This window comes from Paraburkholderia sp. 2C (genome assembly GCF_054589215.1).
In genome coordinates, this window is the sequence record NZ_BAAILL010000031.1 from 109,569 (window position 1) to 127,415 (window position 17,847).

General features: G+C 59.5%; 19 protein-coding genes. 8 read left to right on the forward strand and 11 right to left on the reverse strand.

From position 1 onward, the window contains the following. Positions 1-233: 233 nt before the first annotated feature. The gene (locus ACYPXD_RS07740; RefSeq protein WP_459709346.1) at positions 234-1,364 is read right to left on the reverse strand and encodes a sensor histidine kinase; all 1,131 of its coding nucleotides are present in this window, start codon (positions 1,362-1,364) and stop codon (positions 234-236) included. Positions 1,365-1,729: 365 nt separating this feature from the next. On the opposite strand from ACYPXD_RS07740, the gene ACYPXD_RS07745 reads away from it, so the two are divergent. The 3 genes from ACYPXD_RS07745 to ACYPXD_RS07755 all read left to right on the forward strand — a co-directional run bounded on the left by ACYPXD_RS07745 (position 1,730) and on the right by ACYPXD_RS07755 (position 3,068). Next, positions 1,730-1,930, forward strand: coding sequence for a response regulator (locus tag ACYPXD_RS07745; protein ID WP_459709348.1), 201 nt, complete (start codon positions 1,730-1,732; stop codon positions 1,928-1,930). Between the two features lie 220 nt (positions 1,931-2,150). Further along, positions 2,151-2,642 carry an alpha/beta fold hydrolase gene (locus ACYPXD_RS07750; RefSeq protein WP_459709351.1) on the forward strand — a complete coding sequence of 164 codons (492 nt, stop codon included), beginning with the start codon at positions 2,151-2,153 and terminating at the stop codon, positions 2,640-2,642. Positions 2,643-2,732: 90 nt separating this feature from the next. After that, positions 2,733-3,068 carry an alpha/beta fold hydrolase gene (locus tag ACYPXD_RS07755; protein ID WP_459709355.1) on the forward strand — a complete coding sequence of 112 codons (336 nt, stop codon included), beginning with the start codon at positions 2,733-2,735 and terminating at the stop codon, positions 3,066-3,068. A 93-nt stretch (positions 3,069-3,161) separates the two neighbouring features. On the opposite strand, the gene ACYPXD_RS07760 is transcribed toward ACYPXD_RS07755, so the two are convergent. Then, positions 3,162-3,620 (reverse strand): hypothetical protein, encoded by a 459-nt coding sequence (locus tag ACYPXD_RS07760; RefSeq protein WP_459709357.1) that lies wholly within the window; start codon positions 3,618-3,620, stop codon positions 3,162-3,164. Positions 3,621-4,496: 876 nt separating this feature from the next. On the opposite strand from ACYPXD_RS07760, the gene ACYPXD_RS07765 reads away from it, so the two are divergent. Both ACYPXD_RS07765 and ACYPXD_RS07770 read left to right on the forward strand, forming a co-directional pair. Next, on the forward strand, positions 4,497-4,751 hold the full coding sequence (locus tag ACYPXD_RS07765) for a hypothetical protein (protein WP_459709359.1): 255 nt from the start codon (positions 4,497-4,499) through the stop codon (positions 4,749-4,751). 532 nt (positions 4,752-5,283) lie between these two features. Further along, entirely contained in the window at positions 5,284-7,800 is a 2,517-nt protein-coding gene (locus ACYPXD_RS07770) for a hybrid sensor histidine kinase/response regulator (RefSeq protein WP_459709362.1), read from the forward strand. A 79-nt stretch (positions 7,801-7,879) separates the two neighbouring features. Here ACYPXD_RS07770 and ACYPXD_RS07775 read toward each other — a convergent pair whose 3' ends face one another. The 5 genes from ACYPXD_RS07775 to ACYPXD_RS07795 form a co-directional block, all read right to left on the reverse strand. Then, positions 7,880-8,218, reverse strand: a complete 339-nt coding sequence (locus tag ACYPXD_RS07775; protein WP_459709365.1) for a hypothetical protein — start codon at positions 8,216-8,218, stop codon at positions 7,880-7,882. A 911-nt stretch (positions 8,219-9,129) separates the two neighbouring features. Then, positions 9,130-9,462, reverse strand: coding sequence for an H-NS histone family protein (locus ACYPXD_RS07780; protein WP_459709561.1), 333 nt, complete (start codon positions 9,460-9,462; stop codon positions 9,130-9,132). A 119-nt stretch (positions 9,463-9,581) separates the two neighbouring features. Continuing rightward, positions 9,582-10,157 (reverse strand): hypothetical protein, encoded by a 576-nt coding sequence (locus ACYPXD_RS07785; RefSeq protein WP_459709367.1) that lies wholly within the window; start codon positions 10,155-10,157, stop codon positions 9,582-9,584. Positions 10,158-10,252: 95 nt separating this feature from the next. After that, positions 10,253-10,480, reverse strand: a complete 228-nt coding sequence (locus ACYPXD_RS07790) for a hypothetical protein (RefSeq protein WP_459709369.1) — start codon at positions 10,478-10,480, stop codon at positions 10,253-10,255. 193 nt (positions 10,481-10,673) lie between these two features. Further along, positions 10,674-10,877 carry a cold-shock protein gene (locus tag ACYPXD_RS07795; RefSeq protein WP_007584087.1) on the reverse strand — a complete coding sequence of 68 codons (204 nt, stop codon included), beginning with the start codon at positions 10,875-10,877 and terminating at the stop codon, positions 10,674-10,676. A 413-nt stretch (positions 10,878-11,290) separates the two neighbouring features. Here ACYPXD_RS07795 and ACYPXD_RS07800 point away from each other — a divergent pair, with 413 nt between their 5' ends. Beyond that, positions 11,291-11,707: a hypothetical protein gene (locus ACYPXD_RS07800; RefSeq protein WP_459709372.1), complete on the forward strand. Its 417-nt coding sequence runs from the start codon at positions 11,291-11,293 to the stop codon at positions 11,705-11,707. 454 nt (positions 11,708-12,161) lie between these two features. On the opposite strand, the gene ACYPXD_RS07805 is transcribed toward ACYPXD_RS07800, so the two are convergent. Further along, positions 12,162-12,263 carry a four-helix bundle copper-binding protein gene (locus ACYPXD_RS07805; RefSeq protein ID WP_459709563.1) on the reverse strand — a complete coding sequence of 34 codons (102 nt, stop codon included), beginning with the start codon at positions 12,261-12,263 and terminating at the stop codon, positions 12,162-12,164. An 87-nt stretch (positions 12,264-12,350) separates the two neighbouring features. Further along, a complete protein-coding gene (locus tag ACYPXD_RS07810) occupies positions 12,351-13,487 on the reverse strand; it encodes a glutathione-independent formaldehyde dehydrogenase (RefSeq protein WP_459709374.1) in 1,137 nt (378 codons plus the stop codon). Positions 13,488-13,676: 189 nt separating this feature from the next. Here ACYPXD_RS07810 and ACYPXD_RS07815 point away from each other — a divergent pair, with 189 nt between their 5' ends. After that, a complete protein-coding gene (locus ACYPXD_RS07815; protein ID WP_459709376.1) occupies positions 13,677-14,444 on the forward strand; it encodes a cupin domain-containing protein in 768 nt (255 codons plus the stop codon). Next, positions 14,441-15,334, forward strand: coding sequence for an SDR family NAD(P)-dependent oxidoreductase (locus ACYPXD_RS07820; RefSeq protein WP_459709379.1), 894 nt, complete (start codon positions 14,441-14,443; stop codon positions 15,332-15,334). The genes ACYPXD_RS07815 and ACYPXD_RS07820 overlap by 4 nt, the downstream gene beginning before the upstream one ends. Before the next feature lie 26 nt (positions 15,335-15,360). Here ACYPXD_RS07820 and ACYPXD_RS07825 read toward each other — a convergent pair whose 3' ends face one another. Next, positions 15,361-16,611 carry a phophatidylserine decarboxylase associated domain-containing protein gene (locus tag ACYPXD_RS07825; RefSeq protein WP_459709381.1) on the reverse strand — a complete coding sequence of 417 codons (1,251 nt, stop codon included), beginning with the start codon at positions 16,609-16,611 and terminating at the stop codon, positions 15,361-15,363. 125 nt (positions 16,612-16,736) lie between these two features. Continuing rightward, positions 16,737-17,768: a flavodoxin family protein gene (locus ACYPXD_RS07830; RefSeq protein WP_459709566.1), complete on the reverse strand. Its 1,032-nt coding sequence runs from the start codon at positions 17,766-17,768 to the stop codon at positions 16,737-16,739. Positions 17,769-17,847: the final 79 nt, after the last annotated feature.

Sequence of the window (17,847 nt, forward strand, 5' to 3'; positions counted from 1 at the left end):
GCGCGAATCTCATCGTGGCGCGGGGAGCAATCCCCAACGACGCCGAATAGATTTACGCAAGCCAACAACGTTATCGAGGATCAGGGTTGCAAAAATGGGAGGGACCATAGAAATTAATACGTTCTACGCACGTGCGCGCCAGATCACACTTGCAAAGTACAGTCACCTATTGTCAGAGTGGCTTATCTCGTTGGCAGTGAACACGCCGACCAGATGCGGGGAGAGTGCGCCGCTCACTGCGGAGGCGACGGAAAACGCGGAATGTGCACAGTAAAGCACGTCGTGCCTTCCGACGACTCCACCTGTATCGTGCCATTGTGTGCCCGTGCGATACACCGGCAGATGTAAAGACCTAGGCCTATGCTGGACGATGCCTTCGTGCGGTCGATTGCCGAACTCGCCCGCGCCAATGGATCGAAGAGCGTTGGCAGTGCAGCGGCCGGAATGATGTTGCCTTTGTTGGAGACGACGAGCGTCATCTGGCCATCGTCGCCAACGACATCCAGGCCGATTTCGCCCGAGCCGTGCTGGACGCCGTTTGTGAGCAGGTTCACCAGCAACTGGCTGATACGCGCGCCGTCCCACCTGCCCGCAAGCTCTCCGTCCAGGCGTATCTCGATCTTTGCGTCCGGATACAAGGCTCGCACTTCGTCTGCCGCCTCGTTGCACATGCGTCCCATGTCCTGTGGCGTGAAGTCGACCGGAAGCGTATCTCCCAGGCGGGCGCGTGTGAAAACGAGAAGATCGTCCACCATCCGCTTCATGCGAACTGCGCCGCGTTGCGCGATGGCCACCGCTCTTACGCTGGGCGACGACAGACCGCTGTCATGCAGAAGCACCTCTGCCGCGTTCAACATCGTTCCAAGAGGCGAACGCAGATCATGCGCCAGCACGCCGGCAAACAGATCCCGGATGCGCTCGGTGCGTTGCGCATATTGCCGGACTGACTCCGCGAGCATCTGGTCGATCGCCTCGTTGAACCGGATCATCTCCTGAAACGCCGCGGCATTGTTACGCGATGTCTCCGACCATCGCCGCAGTACGCTCGCGCGCAGGGCGCGGTATTCGGCCACTACATCGTTGATTCCGTAGCCCTGCGCAAGGCGATCGTCTGCGTGCTGGTGGGCGACCGCGTCGAAACCCGATTCCGGTTCGTTTCGATCGCCGCGCGACTTGGCCTTTTGCTGCGCAGCCGTCTGCGGTTCCCGCATATCCGCCGCCACGCGAACCAGGATGTCGCGAGCGGAATTGCGCAGTTGCTCCTCGGTCAGGTGGCTTTTTTCGAGACTGATGACGCGCGCATACTTCGCCCAGTCGTCAATCAGGTCAGGCAGATTCGCTTCGATGAAGTCGGACAGGGTCATATGCCCTCCGGTGGGTCATGGCCGCCCGTGCGGCACGCAATTTTCCGGCCATCCGTGCGCTTCGCGTCCGAAGAATGGGAACAGTCAATGCTGCCGTTGGGTTGAGGTTAGCGCGTTGAAAACAAGCCCGACTACATGACACCCTTCCGACCCACCGCCCGCTGGACTTCACGCTCGCTGCCCGAGCGGCAGGAATACGTTCGCCGTCGGCTACTTGTCGTCGATGACAACCGGTCAGGCGCCGAGGCTATCACGGCATTGCTTGGCTCGCGCGGCTACGACGCCCAGTTCGTCCTGAGCGGGCTGGCAGTTTTCCCGGCGCCATCAGCGCCTGGACACCGGAGATCGCCCTGCTGGACATCAATATGCCCGACATCGACGGTTTTGCTCTTGCGGGACGGCTGCGGAATCTCGCGCAGACACGGCACATCGTTATTGTAGCTTTTACTGCCTACGACGAATCCACCATCCGACAGCCGGGGATCGCGGCCGGTTTCGATGGCTACTGCCAGAAAGGCGCCACCCCTGATTCATTGCTGCATCTGCTCAGGCATATCACCGCCTAGCGTGGGCCCGCGGGGACTGTGCATACCGAGCAACAGAACAAAGCCATCGCTTTTCAATGGCCTCCCGAAAGCTGAAAATGGCCGCGGGATCCCCTCTGAGGACGGGTCCCGACCGCAGTATCCGAATCGCGAAAAAGCGCGAAAGAGCAATATAGATAACTAACTCACGTCTTCCAGTGCGTCGAAAGAGCTCGCCATTCGGGTCGATCAGGAGGCGCACATGAAACTTCGGTCACTCGCGCTGGTTGCCGGCATAGCGACGCTGCTGCTTCTCGTTGCTAGTCGCAGCGCTTCCCTGTATCCCCCCGACAAGACCGCTCTGGTTAACGGAACGTCGCTCGCCTACGCCGAGGCAGGCAGCGGGCCGACGGTCGTCTTCGTTCATGGTGCATGGGCGGACACCCGTGCGTGGGCGACCCAGCGCGACGCAATTTCGACGCGATACCGGTTCGTCGCATATAGCATGCGTTATCACAGGCCAAACCCATTGCCGCCAGACCAATTGCAGAAAGACAATCAGTACAGTGTCGCGACGCACGCTACCGATCTCGCCGCATTCATCAAATCCCTGAACGTGGGTCCGGTGCATGTCGTGGCGCACTCGTATGGTGGTCAGGTTGCTGCACAACTCGCAGTGGAACATCCGGAACTTGTGAAGACTTTGATGCTCGAGGAGCCGTCTATCTATACGGTGCTCGACGGCTCGCCCTAGAACCAGGCGGCGCTCGGCGAGTTCTTGAGCAGCAACCCTCAGGCAGAAGAAGCAGTGAAACACGATTCGCTTAAGGCTACGCGAATAAGAATGGACACGGTTCTCGGTGACCCCGAGGGATGGAACAAGTTGCCGGCCCCCGTTATCCAGATGCTGAGTGACAACGCCGGGACGACTGGACCACTCATGCATCAGCCAGATCCGCCGTCGATGGATTGCAAAAAGGTGGAGACGATTGAGGCGCCGACTTTACTCATCGAGGCAGACCATAGCATCACCTTTTTTCACGTCATTGATGATGCGCTCATGCAGTGTCGACCGGGTACTGAGCGGGTGGTCATCGCTCATTCCGATCACATGATACAAGTGCGCAATCCGGAGGCTTTAAACGAGGCCATACTGAATTTTCTCCAGAAGCCCCCCTGAAGCACGCGAATGATCCGTTGCAGTTTGTTTGCCGAAGTCTTTTTGTTGTCTGCCCTGACTGCCGCCCCCGGATAGCGCGATGTCCGCCGCTAATCAGCGTGGATGTCGAACGACGACGCGGATGATAAGACCACGGCGCGTGCCGGCGGACACATCTGTTCCTGCCCGGTAAAACCGGCAACTGTCAGCGGCGATCCGGTCGACTGCGTCGGGTGGGTTCTCCAGCTCCCAGTTGCGCTTCAGACGGTCGAGCACTGTCGCGAGCATATCCCACACTTCGCCGAAGACACGGGAGGCGTGCTCCATCGACTCAAGGACGGCTTTGGCGTCAACGGCATCGATGCCTGTCTGGACAAGATAGCCGACGCGTGCACGTTGCATCTCCAGCGCGGCGACGCTTCGACGTACAGCTGTGCGCACGCGCTGCTCCTTTTCCCAGGCATCTAGCAGTTCGGGGAAATCTGCCGCGTGTTCGTACAGCCAGTAGCTGCACGCTGCTGCGTGGGAGGCAAAATCATCACCCCGCTCACGCAGGACTGTCACCCACTCCATGACATCGATCAAGGGCAGGAAGCTGCCAGATCGGCCCCACAGTGCCGTAACCAGAAATCGATCTGCGTCGCGTGGCGAGCCGTTCAGAAGAACCGGCGGAACACCGGTGGCAAAAGATGCGCAGGCTGCCATAAAAGCGAGGGAGGTGTTTTCGCGTCGTCAATTATAGGCGCCAGTCAACCTGCGCGTGCGCAAGCACACAACCGCGCTGCCGGAAAGCGGGCGCCGGTTACATCCACAATGCTCAGCTCATTTCCATTTGTTTGCCATCAGACAATCAATGAAAGCGTGCGCCCGATCTTCCCCGTATCGGTAGGCCGCCTCGTCGGTGAGGAAGTTGACGCGCTCCGGGAAATTTGCAACCGGGGCAACTGCATCGTTGGCGGAATAGATCGACCATGACACAGCATATCGGCGTTGCAGGCCAGCGAACGAGAGCACGCGGCTGGGGCTTAATTGAACTTCTATTGCGTATCCCCGATACGGTTTGCAGGACTGACGCACGGCCCCTCCTGATTAAGAGCATGTAAGTACGGGTTCAATTTGCATCTGATATGCCCGGCGTAATCCGATCTTTGCTCGTGGGAAGTTCGTTGCATATCCAATGAAGATAGTATGTTCCGCGAGCTGGAAACGATGCTATTACTGGAGAGGCAGGTCCTCCCTCAGAGGCATGACGCATGCGCCGGTGGCGTATAAACGATTCGAGGATTTGGTGGCCAGGGTGAGGTTGACGAAAACGGCACGCCCCGCGAATATATGCTTCGTACTACATATGTCATCATGTCGTCTATTACTGCCGTAGAACGAACAGGTCTGCCGTGTGCGCGCACTCAATGACTCGCCTCCAGGTTGCGCAACAGTCGAGGTTCGTCAATGATAAAGTCTGACGTCTACCAGTTTGTCTATACGCGCTCCACGGGGTTCAAGCGAACCTACGATGTGACTCTCAACGTTGCCAGGCTCGACTCTGGTGTATTTCAATATCAGGCCTGGGTGCATTTCGCTGGCGTCTTCAAAGGCAATGGGCTTGTCTTCCCACTCGCGTCGGGCAATGCAGACGATGCGGCGTCTGAGGCGCGTACCCGCGTCGAAAATGACATTGAGCAGCTGGCAGGCGTGGCCGAATGATCGGGAGCCGCGTCGCATGATATGCGGACGGGCGGGCCGCCAGTCGCTTGCGACGTCGTCGGCTGCCACCTGGCTGCCGCCGGTCCACATGGCTCGTGGCCGGTTTGGCGGAATCCACGAACTGGCCGCACCCTGCTTGTCGCGTTCCCTCGGCGGCTGCGACACAGAGGATTGGAGGCGACCATCCAAGGTCAACAATGAATTATTGGAGATTTATCGCGGCTAATGTAGTCAGTCATTGACAAGGCAGCGATTGAGGCCCAGCCGTAGCTGTATAAAAGGTAAACAAGGGTTCGTGGCGGAAGCTGTGCAGTGTCTTCGCGCTCCAGTTCGGATTCCGAATCGCCTAATGAGGCATGGAACGGCATTCTGGCGTTTTCAGCATATCCTCCGGTCACCGTGTGCGATGGGCCGATCCCTGATAGCTGGATAGAAGAAGGAGATGAACGCGAGCGTTCAGGCACGAATATTGCGCGACCGTACAGTTCTCCACCCTGCACCTGTCCGGGCACCAATCGCACACTGCCAATAAATGAACGATGACATCGCTGAGGCCGGGCTCAGTTCCGCGTGGCTTCGGCTCTGGGCCGAGTCGACCCACGAGTTCTCCATGTTCGCACTTTCGCCTGACGGCATCGTGATGACCTGGAATCCGGGTGGCGAACGCATTCAGGGTTACCAGGCCCATGAAATTATAGGACATCGGTTCTCCGTTTTTTACACGGAGACGGACCGGGACTCCGGCGTGCCCGACGCCGAGCTCCAGTCTGCCATAGCTTCCGGACGCCATGTCACTGAAGGGTGGCGCTTGAGAAAGGACGGCACCAAGTTCTGGGCCAACGTCGTCATGACGGCACTTCGCGCCAGAGACGGCCGGCTTCTCGGCTTCGGCAAGGTCGTTCAGGACGTCAGCGACAAAAGGGCGGCTTATGTTGCGGTGATGGAGAGCGAGCGGAGTTTCCGCCTCCTGATTCAGGGCGTAACCGACTACGCCATCTTCATGCTGTCGTCGGAGGGGCGGGTAACAAGCTGGAACTCGGGCGCACGGCGGATCAAGGGGTACAGAGAAAGCGAGATCATCGGCTCGCATTTCTCCAGGTTTTATACCCCCGAAGATCTCGCCGCAGGAGTGCCCTTCCGTGCGCTCGAGACCGCGAGGCGCGAGGGCCGTTTCGAGGCGGAGGGCTGGCGGGTGCGGCAGGACGGGAGCCGCTTCTGGGCGCACGTCATCATTGACGCGATCCGTGAGAACGGCGAAGTTGTCGGATTTGCGAAGGTTACCCGGGACGTTACCGAGCGTCGGCGTGCTGCGGAAATGCTGGAGCAGACGCAGCGGGCTCTCTTTCAGGCGCAGAAGACGGAGGCGCTGGGAAAACTGACTGGCGGGGTGGCACACGATTTCAATAACGTACTGCAGGTGCTACGGGGAAACCTGGAACTGCTGGAAAACAGACACGGGCGTGACGCCTGGAGCGCCGAGCGTCTGGGCAACGCGATCGATGCCGTGGATCGCGGGGCGAAACTGGCCTCGCAACTGCTCGCCTTCGGCCGTCAGCAACCCCTGGCGCCAGTCGTTATCAACCCAGCACGCCGGCTCCGGGCGCTGGACGACCTGTTGCGCAGGGCGCTGGGCGAGACGATCGAAATCGAGTCGATTGTTGCTGGTGGTCTCTGGAACATCCTTGTCGATCCGCATCAGCTGGAAAACGTGATTCTCAATCTGGCCATCAATGCACGCGACGCCATGCCGGATGGCGGGAAGCTCACGCTCGAACTTGCCAACGCGATGCTGGACGACGAATACGTATCGTCGGTTCCTGACGTCAGTGCCGGACAGTACGTCATGCTGGCCGTTACGGACACGGGAACCGGCATGAGCCCGGAAGTGATGGAGCGGGCCTTTGATCCCTTCTTCAGCACGAAACCCGAGGGCCGGGGCACCGGTCTCGGACTGAGCATGGCGTATGGCTTTGTCAAGCAGAGTGGCGGACACATCAGGCTCTACAGCGAGATTGGCGAGGGAACAACCGTCAGGATCTATCTGCCCCGCTCCACCTGTACGGCAGTCGAATCGGAACCGCGCATCGGGCGCAGCCTGAGGCATGGCGAAGAGACGATCCTCGTCGTGGAGGATGACCTGCAGGTCCAGTCGACGGTAGTCGAACTCCTTACCGGTCTCGGCTATTCAGTGCTGAAAGCAAACGACGCAGAGCAGGCACTGGCTGTCGTCGCGAGCGGCGTGCATATCGATCTGCTGTTCACGGACGTCGTGATGCCGGGAGCGCTGCGTAGCCCCGACATGGCACGACGAGCCGTCAAGATATTGCCGGGACTGAAAGTCCTCTTTACCTCCGGCTATACCCAGAACGCGATCGTGCATGGTGGTCGGCTCGACCCGGGGGTGGAGCTGCTAAGCAAACCGTACAGCCGCCAGCAGCTGGCCATGAAGGTGCGGCGCGTGCTTGGTGACGGCGATAGCGATAGCAAGGCGAGAGAACGGGGGGCGGCTGAATCGGGTCATGAGTCGAATTCCCGGGTACGGCTCGATAGAAAATTGCGCGTTCTCGCGGTAGACGATGACAAGGCGTCGCTCGACGCGCTATGTGAACTTCTTCTGCTGCTGGGAATCAGCGCACAGGGTGCCGAAAATGCAGCGGCGGCTCTCCAGGCCCTGCAGCAAAGCGACTTTGACATACTTCTCGCAGACCTCGTGATGCCCGACATGTCGGGGTTGGAACTCGCACGCCGTGCGGCTGCGATGCACCCAGACCTCCGGGTGATCTTTGCTTCCGGGAACAGCCCGCCGGAGGCGGAGACCTTACCGTTCGACTGGTCGGCGCTACGCAAGCCGTACACGCTTGCGCAGCTAAAGGATGCGCTACAGTCCGCCAGCAACCGGCAGGCGAAGCGGTGGCCAGGCAGTAACAATTCAAACAGAACCCGCGAGGCAAGCGACAAGCCGGACTCCGCTGATGCGGCATCGTCAGGCGAACAGTCAGGAGCCGGAAATGGTGACGTCGCAGGCGATGCCGCCACGACGGGCAAATGAATACGCGAGGGTACGTCGCCCGTCAAGGCACGAGTGGCCGTTGCGGGCCAATGCGTGAGGCATGACAAGTCTGGCCCACTCAGCCGTGTCCCGGGGGCTGCCGCATGATTGAGCGGGGGGGCTCGATGCCTTTGATGCGGAACCCATCCGGACCGGTAAGTCGCGCCCACTGCGCTTCGTCCGTTTCAAATCTTACGACCTCGGGATTGCCGCGACCCTCGTATGCCACATATGTGACGACGAACATCGCGCGGATGGCGGCAGCTTCGCGCTCGAAGTCTTTCCCAGTCAATCCTTCGGCATCGAGATCGCTAGCGATTTCCTCTTCGGTCAAAAGCGCGGTCACCTCCTCGACGAAAATTTTTTCACCGGCGCGGTTTTCCCAGAATGAATGAAGCGGCGGGCGATCGGTAGCCATGTCTCGATCCTTTCCTGTTCCAATTTAATGTCCGGGTGCGTCGAAACGGCGTACGGCGGTGGCGCTGCTTTCTATGCCCGGCTGGGCGAAAGGAAATTATAGGATGGCGAGCTGGAGACGGAAGTGTTCGATGGGCGGCGGTATTGATCCTGACGACGCCACACAATGCTCGCCCATCGCAGCGGTGGAAGAGCGTGACAGCGGTCCGAACTAGACCTGAAAGCGGTCATTTGCCGGTAACGAGCCTACGACCGGACTTGGCCGCGAGCAGAAAATCGAGACCGCTGCTGCGCGCTGATAAACTAACGCGATCAAAGCAACTTTGCACCCGACTATGACCACATCAGCTTCCGCTGCAGCCCGCGGATCGTCTGCGCCTCATTCTCCAGTGATGCAGCAGTACCTCCGCCCCGCCAGATAAGCTTTTGCGCGATGGCCTACGCCATTGCCTACGCCGTCAATTTCCTGTCTGGACACCTCGACCCCGTTGCTGTGTTTCAGGGGAATTCTGTGGACGTCTCTGCCATGTTCGAACGCGGACGATTCGACTCGCTAGCACTAAAGGAGGCACCGCCGAACGGTGATCGGTTGTGTCCACGAGACCAAAGATGGTTCTTTTGTCGGCATAGCCCGGCGGGGCGCTATCCGGCAAGACGCACGGAAGTCCATCGGCCACAGCCGCCCATAAACCAATCGAACCACACAGCGCGAATTCGGCGGCGGCCCACGGAGCTGTAATTAGCTGAGCTCAAGAATTTTTGAACAGATCTCCTTGAGATCTTTTTCACGAAGGGTCCCTGATTGGTCGCGCCGCGGCTGACCCGGTGCCTGGACACGTAGCCCCAAGGTAGCCTGTTCTGGTTAGCGCAGTGCTTTAGAAGTGGCGTCTCGAGATTCCGGATTGCTGGAGGCTACGGCCTGGGATGGCTCGGTCCCGCGAGCGGGCTTCCGGCGAAGGGATCGTTTTTCCAGTCTGCATGAGTCTGGCTTGCCGGCTTGGCGTGTGTTTGGCATGCAAGCTCAAAGTGCCCGATGGACTGTCCCGCGCTAGTGGCCTGTTTGAGCCACTGAGGCATCTCGCCTTCACCGTTCCAGGTATCTCCACCCGCGCTACGGTAGCGACCTGTGTCCGAGCCCGCAGGCGGGGTCGCCAGAAAGGAAGCGAGGTCATCCGAGCTGATCCCGAACTCATCCATGCGGTGGCGGAGATACGCAATCATGCTGTCCCGCTTCCGTTCGTCCATAAGGAATCCTGTAAGGTATTTTGCCAGCGTTTCAACGTAAATCGCGAACCCGCGATAGCTCGCCGTTCTTTGCATGGCCCAGCCTTCTTTACATTTCCATTGCCGCCCTGGATACCGCTTTACAGATGCTGGACAGCAGCCGCGTAGGACTTCGCCGCCTCCCGGAGTTGCCCGGCGGCGGCCTGTACGTGGATCGGCAGCTCGCTCAGCGCGAGCAGGGTGTCCACACCGTCCAGCCGCCTGCGAAGTTCGATCACGAGATCCATGACGCTGGCGTCGCCCACCCGCCGGCGATTGCTCTGTCTGGAACTGACCACGGAGCAGTCGACCAGACGATCGATCTTGCGAAAGTAAGCTTGAGCTGCGGCACGGTGCCTCGCATACAGCGTCGCCACATTGGACCTGGAAAGACAGTCTTTAACGACGTCGGCGTTCATGCCGAAGTGAACCTGCAGCGCGTCGGCGGCATCCGCCCGGTGGAAACAGGCCACCTGGTCAAACAGCGTCTCGCCATCCCGGTCGATCAGATCGATCCAGACCTCACCATCTTCCAGAGTCTGGCCGGCGCGTTGAATCGCCCGGTCATCCTCATTGGCGCAAGCGAGCATCCGGTGTCCGTTGACGTCGTCAACCTGCATCTCGAACACCTCCACCAGTTCCCCACTCACTGCGACCTGCATGACCAGTAACGCCATCTCCGTGCTCCCTGTTATGCGATTGATAGAATACCGCTATGCGGATCAGGCAATCGCAGTTCCTGGCGGCTCTTCGGTCCAGGTCGCGCGACACACTAACCGCGACTGTCGACCCAGCCGCGCGCCCAAGCCGAGGCGTGGCGGACAGCCTGCGTTTCACTATCAAAATAGTCGAGCGCATCAAACTTGTAGGCGACCAGTTCCGTATTTTCGGCATCACCTTTTGTAAGCAGCAGATTGGCGGCAAACCAGCCGTCGGGTAACCGGTGAGCGGACGGGGAAACCGAGTAACCGTTGTAATGGTGAAAATTAATGTTTTGCATAAGCGATAACCGGCCGCACGACCTCAATGCCGTGCAAGCGAAATGAATGGAAAATGAGGCGAGACAGATCGTGTCGAAAAGACAAATGATGCGCACATCGGAACGCGGCGATCAGATCGGGAGCCCATGGCTCCGCGAGGATGCTGGTCAGGCTGAGGAAACAAAGGGCCGGCAGACCGACCCTTGAAAAACGTTACTGCGGCGAGATATTGGCGGCCTGCATACCCTTCGGGCCGCGCTTGGTCTCGTAGCTCACCTTCTGGTTTTCAGCGAGCGTCTTGAAGCCGTCGCCCCGAATTTCCGAGAAGTGAGCAAAGAGATCGTCGCCGCCGGCATCAGGAGTGATGAAGCCAAAACCTTTGCTATCGTTGAACCATTTAACAGTACCGGTATCCATGAGGATTTCCTTGAAATAAAAATAACAGCTCCGATGCGGAGCAACAAAAACTTCAAGGAAGAAGAGAGGACATCGAGTACCGCGCAGGAAAGGCGGAAAATGGTGATCAGCAATCGAGCTTCTTGAATATTTCTAAAGTGACAATATAGCGCCCGGATGGGTCTGTCAACGTCTTTCGTAACAGGTTACATTTCCCCCGATCGTCCCGGGACCAAAGGCAACTTTGCGCTCTACGACCACATCAGCCATCGGTGCAACAACCGGATCGTCCGCGCCCCATTCTCCAGTGACGCGCCAGTACCTCCGGTCCGCCTGACAAGCTTGTGCGCGACGGCCTACGCCGTTGACCTGCCGTGCAGATCAGCCCCTATTGACGAGGCGTTTATTCTAAAATGCATGCTGACGTGCCCAACATGCAGAGACTGATGCTGCCGAACAGCGAACCCGGTTCTGATAATCCGACGCCCCTCGTCGAAGGTACACCGCGGGAAGCAGACCGCTTCCTGACGTCGGCTCTGTGGGACAGGAGTCACGCGTCACCGACGCCACAACAGGTGCGGCGATGGATATCCCTGCTCGCGGCGCGGGGGAATGAATTCACATCTCACGTTTCTGCATGCCAGTACTGGCTCTTCGAACAGCGCGACCGCCCGTCGGTGGTCTCTGCGCTGGATGCAAGGATACAAGAGGCCGAGAGCCGCATCTCGCAGTTCGTGGAGATATTGGGCCGGCAGCGCGCATTAAACATGGACAGCCGCAATACTGAACGCCTGCTACGAACGGCGACTGATTCTTTGAACGCCCTTCGGGCGCTGAAGCGTAATCAGTGACTAGTCGATGTCGTCGAACATCGCGGCGGACAACCACCGGCAAGCCGTGTGCGACCTCGACCAGAAGATCGAGATGGCGCTGGTGCGCGCTGTTAAACTCACGCGACCAAAGCAACTTTGCGCCGGACTATGACCACCCTACCCAACGGTACAGCGACCGGTACGTCTGCGCCCCATTCTCCACTGATGCAGCAGCACCTCCGCCCCGCCAGATAAGCTTTTCAGCGACGACCTACGCCATAGCCTACGCCGTGAATTTCCTGTGTGGCCGCGCTCGACCCGTTACCGCCACTCATGCGGTTCGCCTCGGCGGCCGCTTTCAAAACCGCAACGGCCGACTGTGCGAGACGGTTACCCTGACGGCGACCATCTGGTCTAACGCCTCGCCAAGCTGTCCGCGTCCCCGCTCTGGGTCCTCGCCTTCGCGACGTGCCCACGATCGAGTTCGGGCTCACTACCCCATAGCGCGACATTCTTCTGCGTAGCGCCGACAGGCCTCCGCGCATTGCTTACAGTGTTCGTGCTGGAGGCTTTTCGCGCTCAGAAGCGCATGCATCACATACCGACGCGCATAACGCGCAAAATTCCTTTGCACGACTGCTATCGCGAGCCATGACAGCGGATGGCGAGCAATCCGCGCGGTTCAGGCTGCCGCCTTCAGCACGACCTTCGTCCACCCGTCCTTGCGCTGGTCAAAGTTCTTGTAGCCCTCGGGTGCGTTGTCGAGCGGCAACTCGTGCGAAATGATTTGAGACGGGTTCGCCTTGCCGGCCGCAATCAGGTCGCGCAATTTACGGTTGTACGCCTTCACATTAGCCTGGCCCGTTGCGATTTGTTGCCCTTTCATCCATAACTGCCCGAAGTCGAGCGCAAGCTGGCCTTGCTTCTCGAGCTTGTCTTTGGATTGGGGGTCCTCGGCTACGAACACGCCGACCACGCCGATGCCGCCTGTCGCGCGTACGGCCTTGATCAGGTTGTTCATCGTCAGATTCGGCACTTCGTGGCCCTTGCAACTGCATTGATAGCCGACGCATTCGCATCCACGGTCCGCACCTTCGCCACCGGTCAGTTCGAGGATCTGTTCTGCCGATGATCCGTCGCTGTCGTCGATCGGAATGGCGCCCAGTTTCTCTGCAAGCTTGAGCCGGTCAGGATGCGTATCCACCACCATGATCTTGCTGGCACCTTTTATCGACGCAGACAATGCCGCCATCAGACCGACAGGGCCGGCGCCGTAAATTGCCACGCTATCGCCAGCCTCGACGCCGGCGAGGACCGTCGCGTGATACCCGGTCGGAAAAATATCCGACAGCATGACGTAGTCGTTCTCCTTTTCCTCCGCGTCCGGTGGCAGCAACAGGCAATTGAAGTCGCCGAACGGCACGCGCAAATACTCCGCCTGCCCGCCGCTATAAGGACCCATGCCGGCAAAACCATAAGCCGCGCCCGCCATGCCCGGGTTAGCGGTCAGACAGAAACCGGTAAGGCCTTTTTCGCAGTTCTTGCAGAACCCGCAGCCAATGTTGAACGGCAGGCAGACGCGATCGCCGATCCTGACCCTTTCGACACCCGCTCCTACTTCGACGACAACGCCGAGATTTTCATGGCCGAGAATGCGGCCGGCCTCCATATTCGTACGGCCCTCGTACATGTGAAGGTCAGAACCGCAGATATTGGTCGTGGTGATTTTGACCAGTACATCGGTGGGACGCTCGATTTTCGCGTCTGGCATTTCTTTCATGACGACTTTGCGGGGGCCTTCATATACCAATGCTTTCATGCTGATCTCCCTGGAAGTTTTACGGTGGTGCGGACACGTACGCGTTGAGAGCGCACGAACGTACTTCGCGCAAGCGGCGAACCCGAAGCCGGATATGTGTCGTCGCATCCCCAGGGGCCCGGGAATCAATCGTGCGTCAGCCAAGCTCAGCAACGACCGGAACACACAGACCTTTTCCCGAGGAACTCCATGCTGAACTCCAACACCCCCGCCGACGGCGACCAGCAACCCAACATCGAGGCTTCATCCCGACACGCCGGCGTCGTTGCGGGCGAGCGGAGCGCTCCGGCGACACCGGCTGAGTCACAAGCGGCTGGCAGTGCTCCAACGGCGGTCGAAAGCTCGGCCCGCGACCAACCGGCCGGCGGCTGGAGTGGTCAGCACCCCCACCTGTTCCACCTTTCCGCATGGGCGCCGGACGTCTTTGCGGGCGGTACGCTGCAGGGCGCCACCGGTGACAACTGGAAGATCCTCTCCGGCCAGCAGGCGTCGGTCTATCTCGCACGGCTCGAACCAGGCGGCGTGAGGGAGCCGCACTGGCACCCGAGCGCATGGGAGCTGAACTTCGTCATTGCAGGCTCAGCCCGCTGGAGTTTTGTCGGGCCGGAAGCCACGCACGACATGTTCGAAGTGGCAAAAGGCGATCTCGTCTTCGCGCCACAAGGACATTTCCATTACTTCGAGAATGCCAGCGACACCGAAGACCTCGTCGTCCTCATCATTTTCAATTCGAGTGCGAGCGAGCCGGCGGACGATGTGGGCATCGTGGCGTCGCTGAGCGCGATTCCTGTCGATGTACTTGGCGCGGTCTTTGGTGTTTCGGCTGAACACTTCGGGCTGATTCCCCGCAAGCTGGAACGCGTCACCATTACGCGCAAGCCTGTATCAAAGGCTACGGGGAGGCTTGAGCCAGCAACGGCCAGCACGCGATCCGATAACAACGAGGAGCAAGCATGAGCACATCGACAGCGTCACTCACGAGAAAGGGCGAAGGCCGGCTGCGCGACAAGGTCGCACTGGTAACGGGTGCGGCGCGTGGCATCGGCCGCTCGGTCGCCGTGGCATTCGCACGGGAAGGCGCAAGCGTCGTGGGTCTGGACATCGCCCGACGAGCGAGCACGATTCAGCGCTACGCCATTCCGACCGAGGAGGACCTGATCGAAACCGGACACCTCGTTGAGCAGGCTGGCGGTATCTGGCGGGCGGAACTTGCCGATATCCGCGATTACGCGCGACTGCGGGAAATTGTCTCCACAACCGAGCGGGATTTCGGGCCGATCGGGATCCTTGCGGCGATCGCGGGCATCCAGTCGTTCAAACCGCTGCTGGAACTGGAGGACGCGGATTGGCAGGACCAGCTTGACATCAATCTGACCGGCACGCTGCACTGCATACGCGCTGTGGCGCCCGTAATGGCCGCACGCAGACATGGCAGGATAATCGTCACCTCGTCGACGCAGGGCCGCCACGGCATGCGCGACGGCGCAGGCTATTCGGCATCGAAATGGGCGCTGCTGGGGCTGATGAAATCGGCGGCACTGGAATTTGGCGAATTCGGGATTACCGTCAACGCAGTCATCCCTGGTCTGATCGATACGGAGTTGACGCGCAATGAAAGCCGCTACACACAGGCGCTGAAGGAGGCGAAAGGCGGCAAAGTTCCTGAATCGCCGCTCGCGCCGAAGGTCGTTGAGGCGCTCATGCAAAAAACTCCGCTCGGCGTGCCATGGATCGACCCGGACGATGTGGCGCCAGCGTACGTGTATCTTGCATCAGACGAGGCGCGCATGGTGACGGGTGCCGCGCTCGACGTTACCGGCGGTGACAGCGCGCATAACGCGACATGAAATGGCGGTGAACGGCGGTGACAAGGCTAACGCGCAGTCGCAATCTGCGCGTTCACCTTGACTGGTGGCGCTTCATCGTCAAAGGGTGGAATGGGAGTAAAGCGGCGAATCGCCTCAGGTTCGAAAACCAGACAGCAAGTCGAGCCGCCATACTGGAAAAAACCGAGTTCATCGCCTTTCGCGACACGCTGACCGGGTAACGCCTCGATCAAGCACGACGAAACATCCGCCATCCCGACGAATACGCATCCGACATGGCCGACCGCGGGATCGTCACATTCGATGACGATAATAGCCCGCGTTGCAACGGCCGTGATGTACCCCTGAGAGTCGTTGAGCCCACTTGGGTCTTCGCCTTCCGAATCAGCATTGGAGTAATAGCTGCCCTCGACCAGATACGCGCTTGAGACAACGCCGCTTACCGGCGCGTGCCACCGATGATAGTTAAAGGCGCTCAAAAAGGCCTGGTAAACCGATCCACCGACAAAGCGCTCCGCGATATCGCGTCGGCCGGCCGTGAACATCTCCTGCAGGGAATAGGGCTGCGACTTGATCCAGAAGCGGTCGTGCAGCTTCACGTTGTGCTGGATCTTGTACGGCGCCGCCTCGCAGGCGCTTACGATCGTCTTGCTGTCGTCAGCCCCTTCTACGGGTCTTGCGCCCGGACGGAATTGGCGCGTGAAAAAATGATTCCATGAGGTAAATCCCCAGTAATCCTTTTGTGGATCGCAGATGAACTGCGACATGCCGATGTGCCGGTCGGCCGCATCGCTGAACCAGCCGTTCGGTGCCTGGGTGGTCAGGTGCTCGCGCGAGTGCGGCCCCGTCAGGAACCCACACCAGCAATTGAGCACACGCTTGAGTTGCGCATTGAGCGCTGGGTCGCGAAAGAGCGCATAACCTGACGGCATGCACATCGGCCAGTCAAGTACGGCGTTTAACGGACAATGAATCAGGCTTGTTTCGCTGAAGGGCGGTGCGTATGTCATCACGTAATCGATGATGACCATGAGTTCTTCGATGCATTCGTATCCGAGCACATAGCCAGCGCTTTGGGCTTCTCCGATAGCGCGAGTCATGTCCATCCGTAGTACCGGATCGCCGTTGACAAGCGCCGACAGCTCGTCGACCACGGCCGTTCTGTTCGCTCTCGCCGTGCGTGTTCGCGCCTTTTCAGCGAGTTCCTGACGATATCTGGCCAAGTGTGCTTCGTTACGCGGCAGCCAGCCGCCCAGTCGCCGTCGTTCTGTACGTGGGTTCACGCGCTCGTGTGCCATGTGCTACCTCTCCCGCGATATATTTGCTGGCAACAACTCAGCAAACTGTTCCCTGGCCGTTTCCGTCATCAGACTTCGCCTTCGCGCCGATAAAGGCCGAACGCGCGACGAATGTGCCGTCCTGCTCACTTCGCGCGCGCAGGCGTGATGCCGTCGTCGGGCTCCTTGCGTCCATGGCGGACCTGTTCGATGCACACAGCCACGGCCTCGGCTGCGTTGACCACTTCTTTTTGCATCGCGTCGTCGTGGTCGAGCTTCGCGTGGCTCGTCGCGTACGGTTCGTAATAGCCAATAAACCGGTCCAGCCGGGATTGGGCGCCCGATTCGATGAAACCCATCCAGTTGAGCCAGTCTGTCAGCGCTCGCCGGGATCCCTCTATACCGGCCACGTCGCCATGTACCACCATTCCGTATGCCCTGCCCGCCAGGTGCTTGGGATAGTCCCACCCATCCAGTTCCAGCCGTTTTGCGTCATCGGGCTTTTTTCCATGCGTCGAAGTCGGATCGGGATTTCCGCCGTCCGCGCATACCAGCCGGTCCATCAACAGTTTTAGCGGACTGCTCACCTGATACCAGTAGACGGGCGTCACAAAAAATACGCCGTGACACGCTGCAAATCGCTCGTATATTTCGTTCATCCAGTCGTTGACAAGTCCCAGCGAGTGGTTGGGGTAGCAACTGCACGGCCAATGGCACAGTGGCATGGCTGTCGAAACACAGCCCTTGCAAGGGTGGATATGCAGATCCCTGTCGGACGTCAGGCGCGACAGGTCAAGCAGGTCGACATCGCAGGATTTACGCTCGAGCGCATCCTGCGCGAGCTTCGCAAGCCGGAAGCTTTTGGACATTTCTCCGGGGCATGTGTAGTCGTTTCTCGCCGACGCGTTGACGATCAGCACGCGTGATCGCGTCGTCGCGTCCTGCTGTTTCGCCTGGGCGGCCTTGATCCGATCGCTTGCTGAGCGCCACTCGACCGACAGGTCGTAGTCGGGATCGGCGAATCCAACGCCAGCTTTTTCCGTGATGGGGGATTTTCGCGCGTTCGAATAGGCATCCCACGCTATCGCTTCGAGCCGGTCGAGCGAGTCATCTTCTGCCCGAAACGCTGGATCGTAGAATCGCGCCATGAACCGTTCGCGAAAGGTGTCGCGCGACATTTTCTCGGTGACTTGCCCTTTGCGCACCTCGATTATCCGGGTGACGTCCGGGGGGTATTGTCTTGAGCGCATGGCCTTC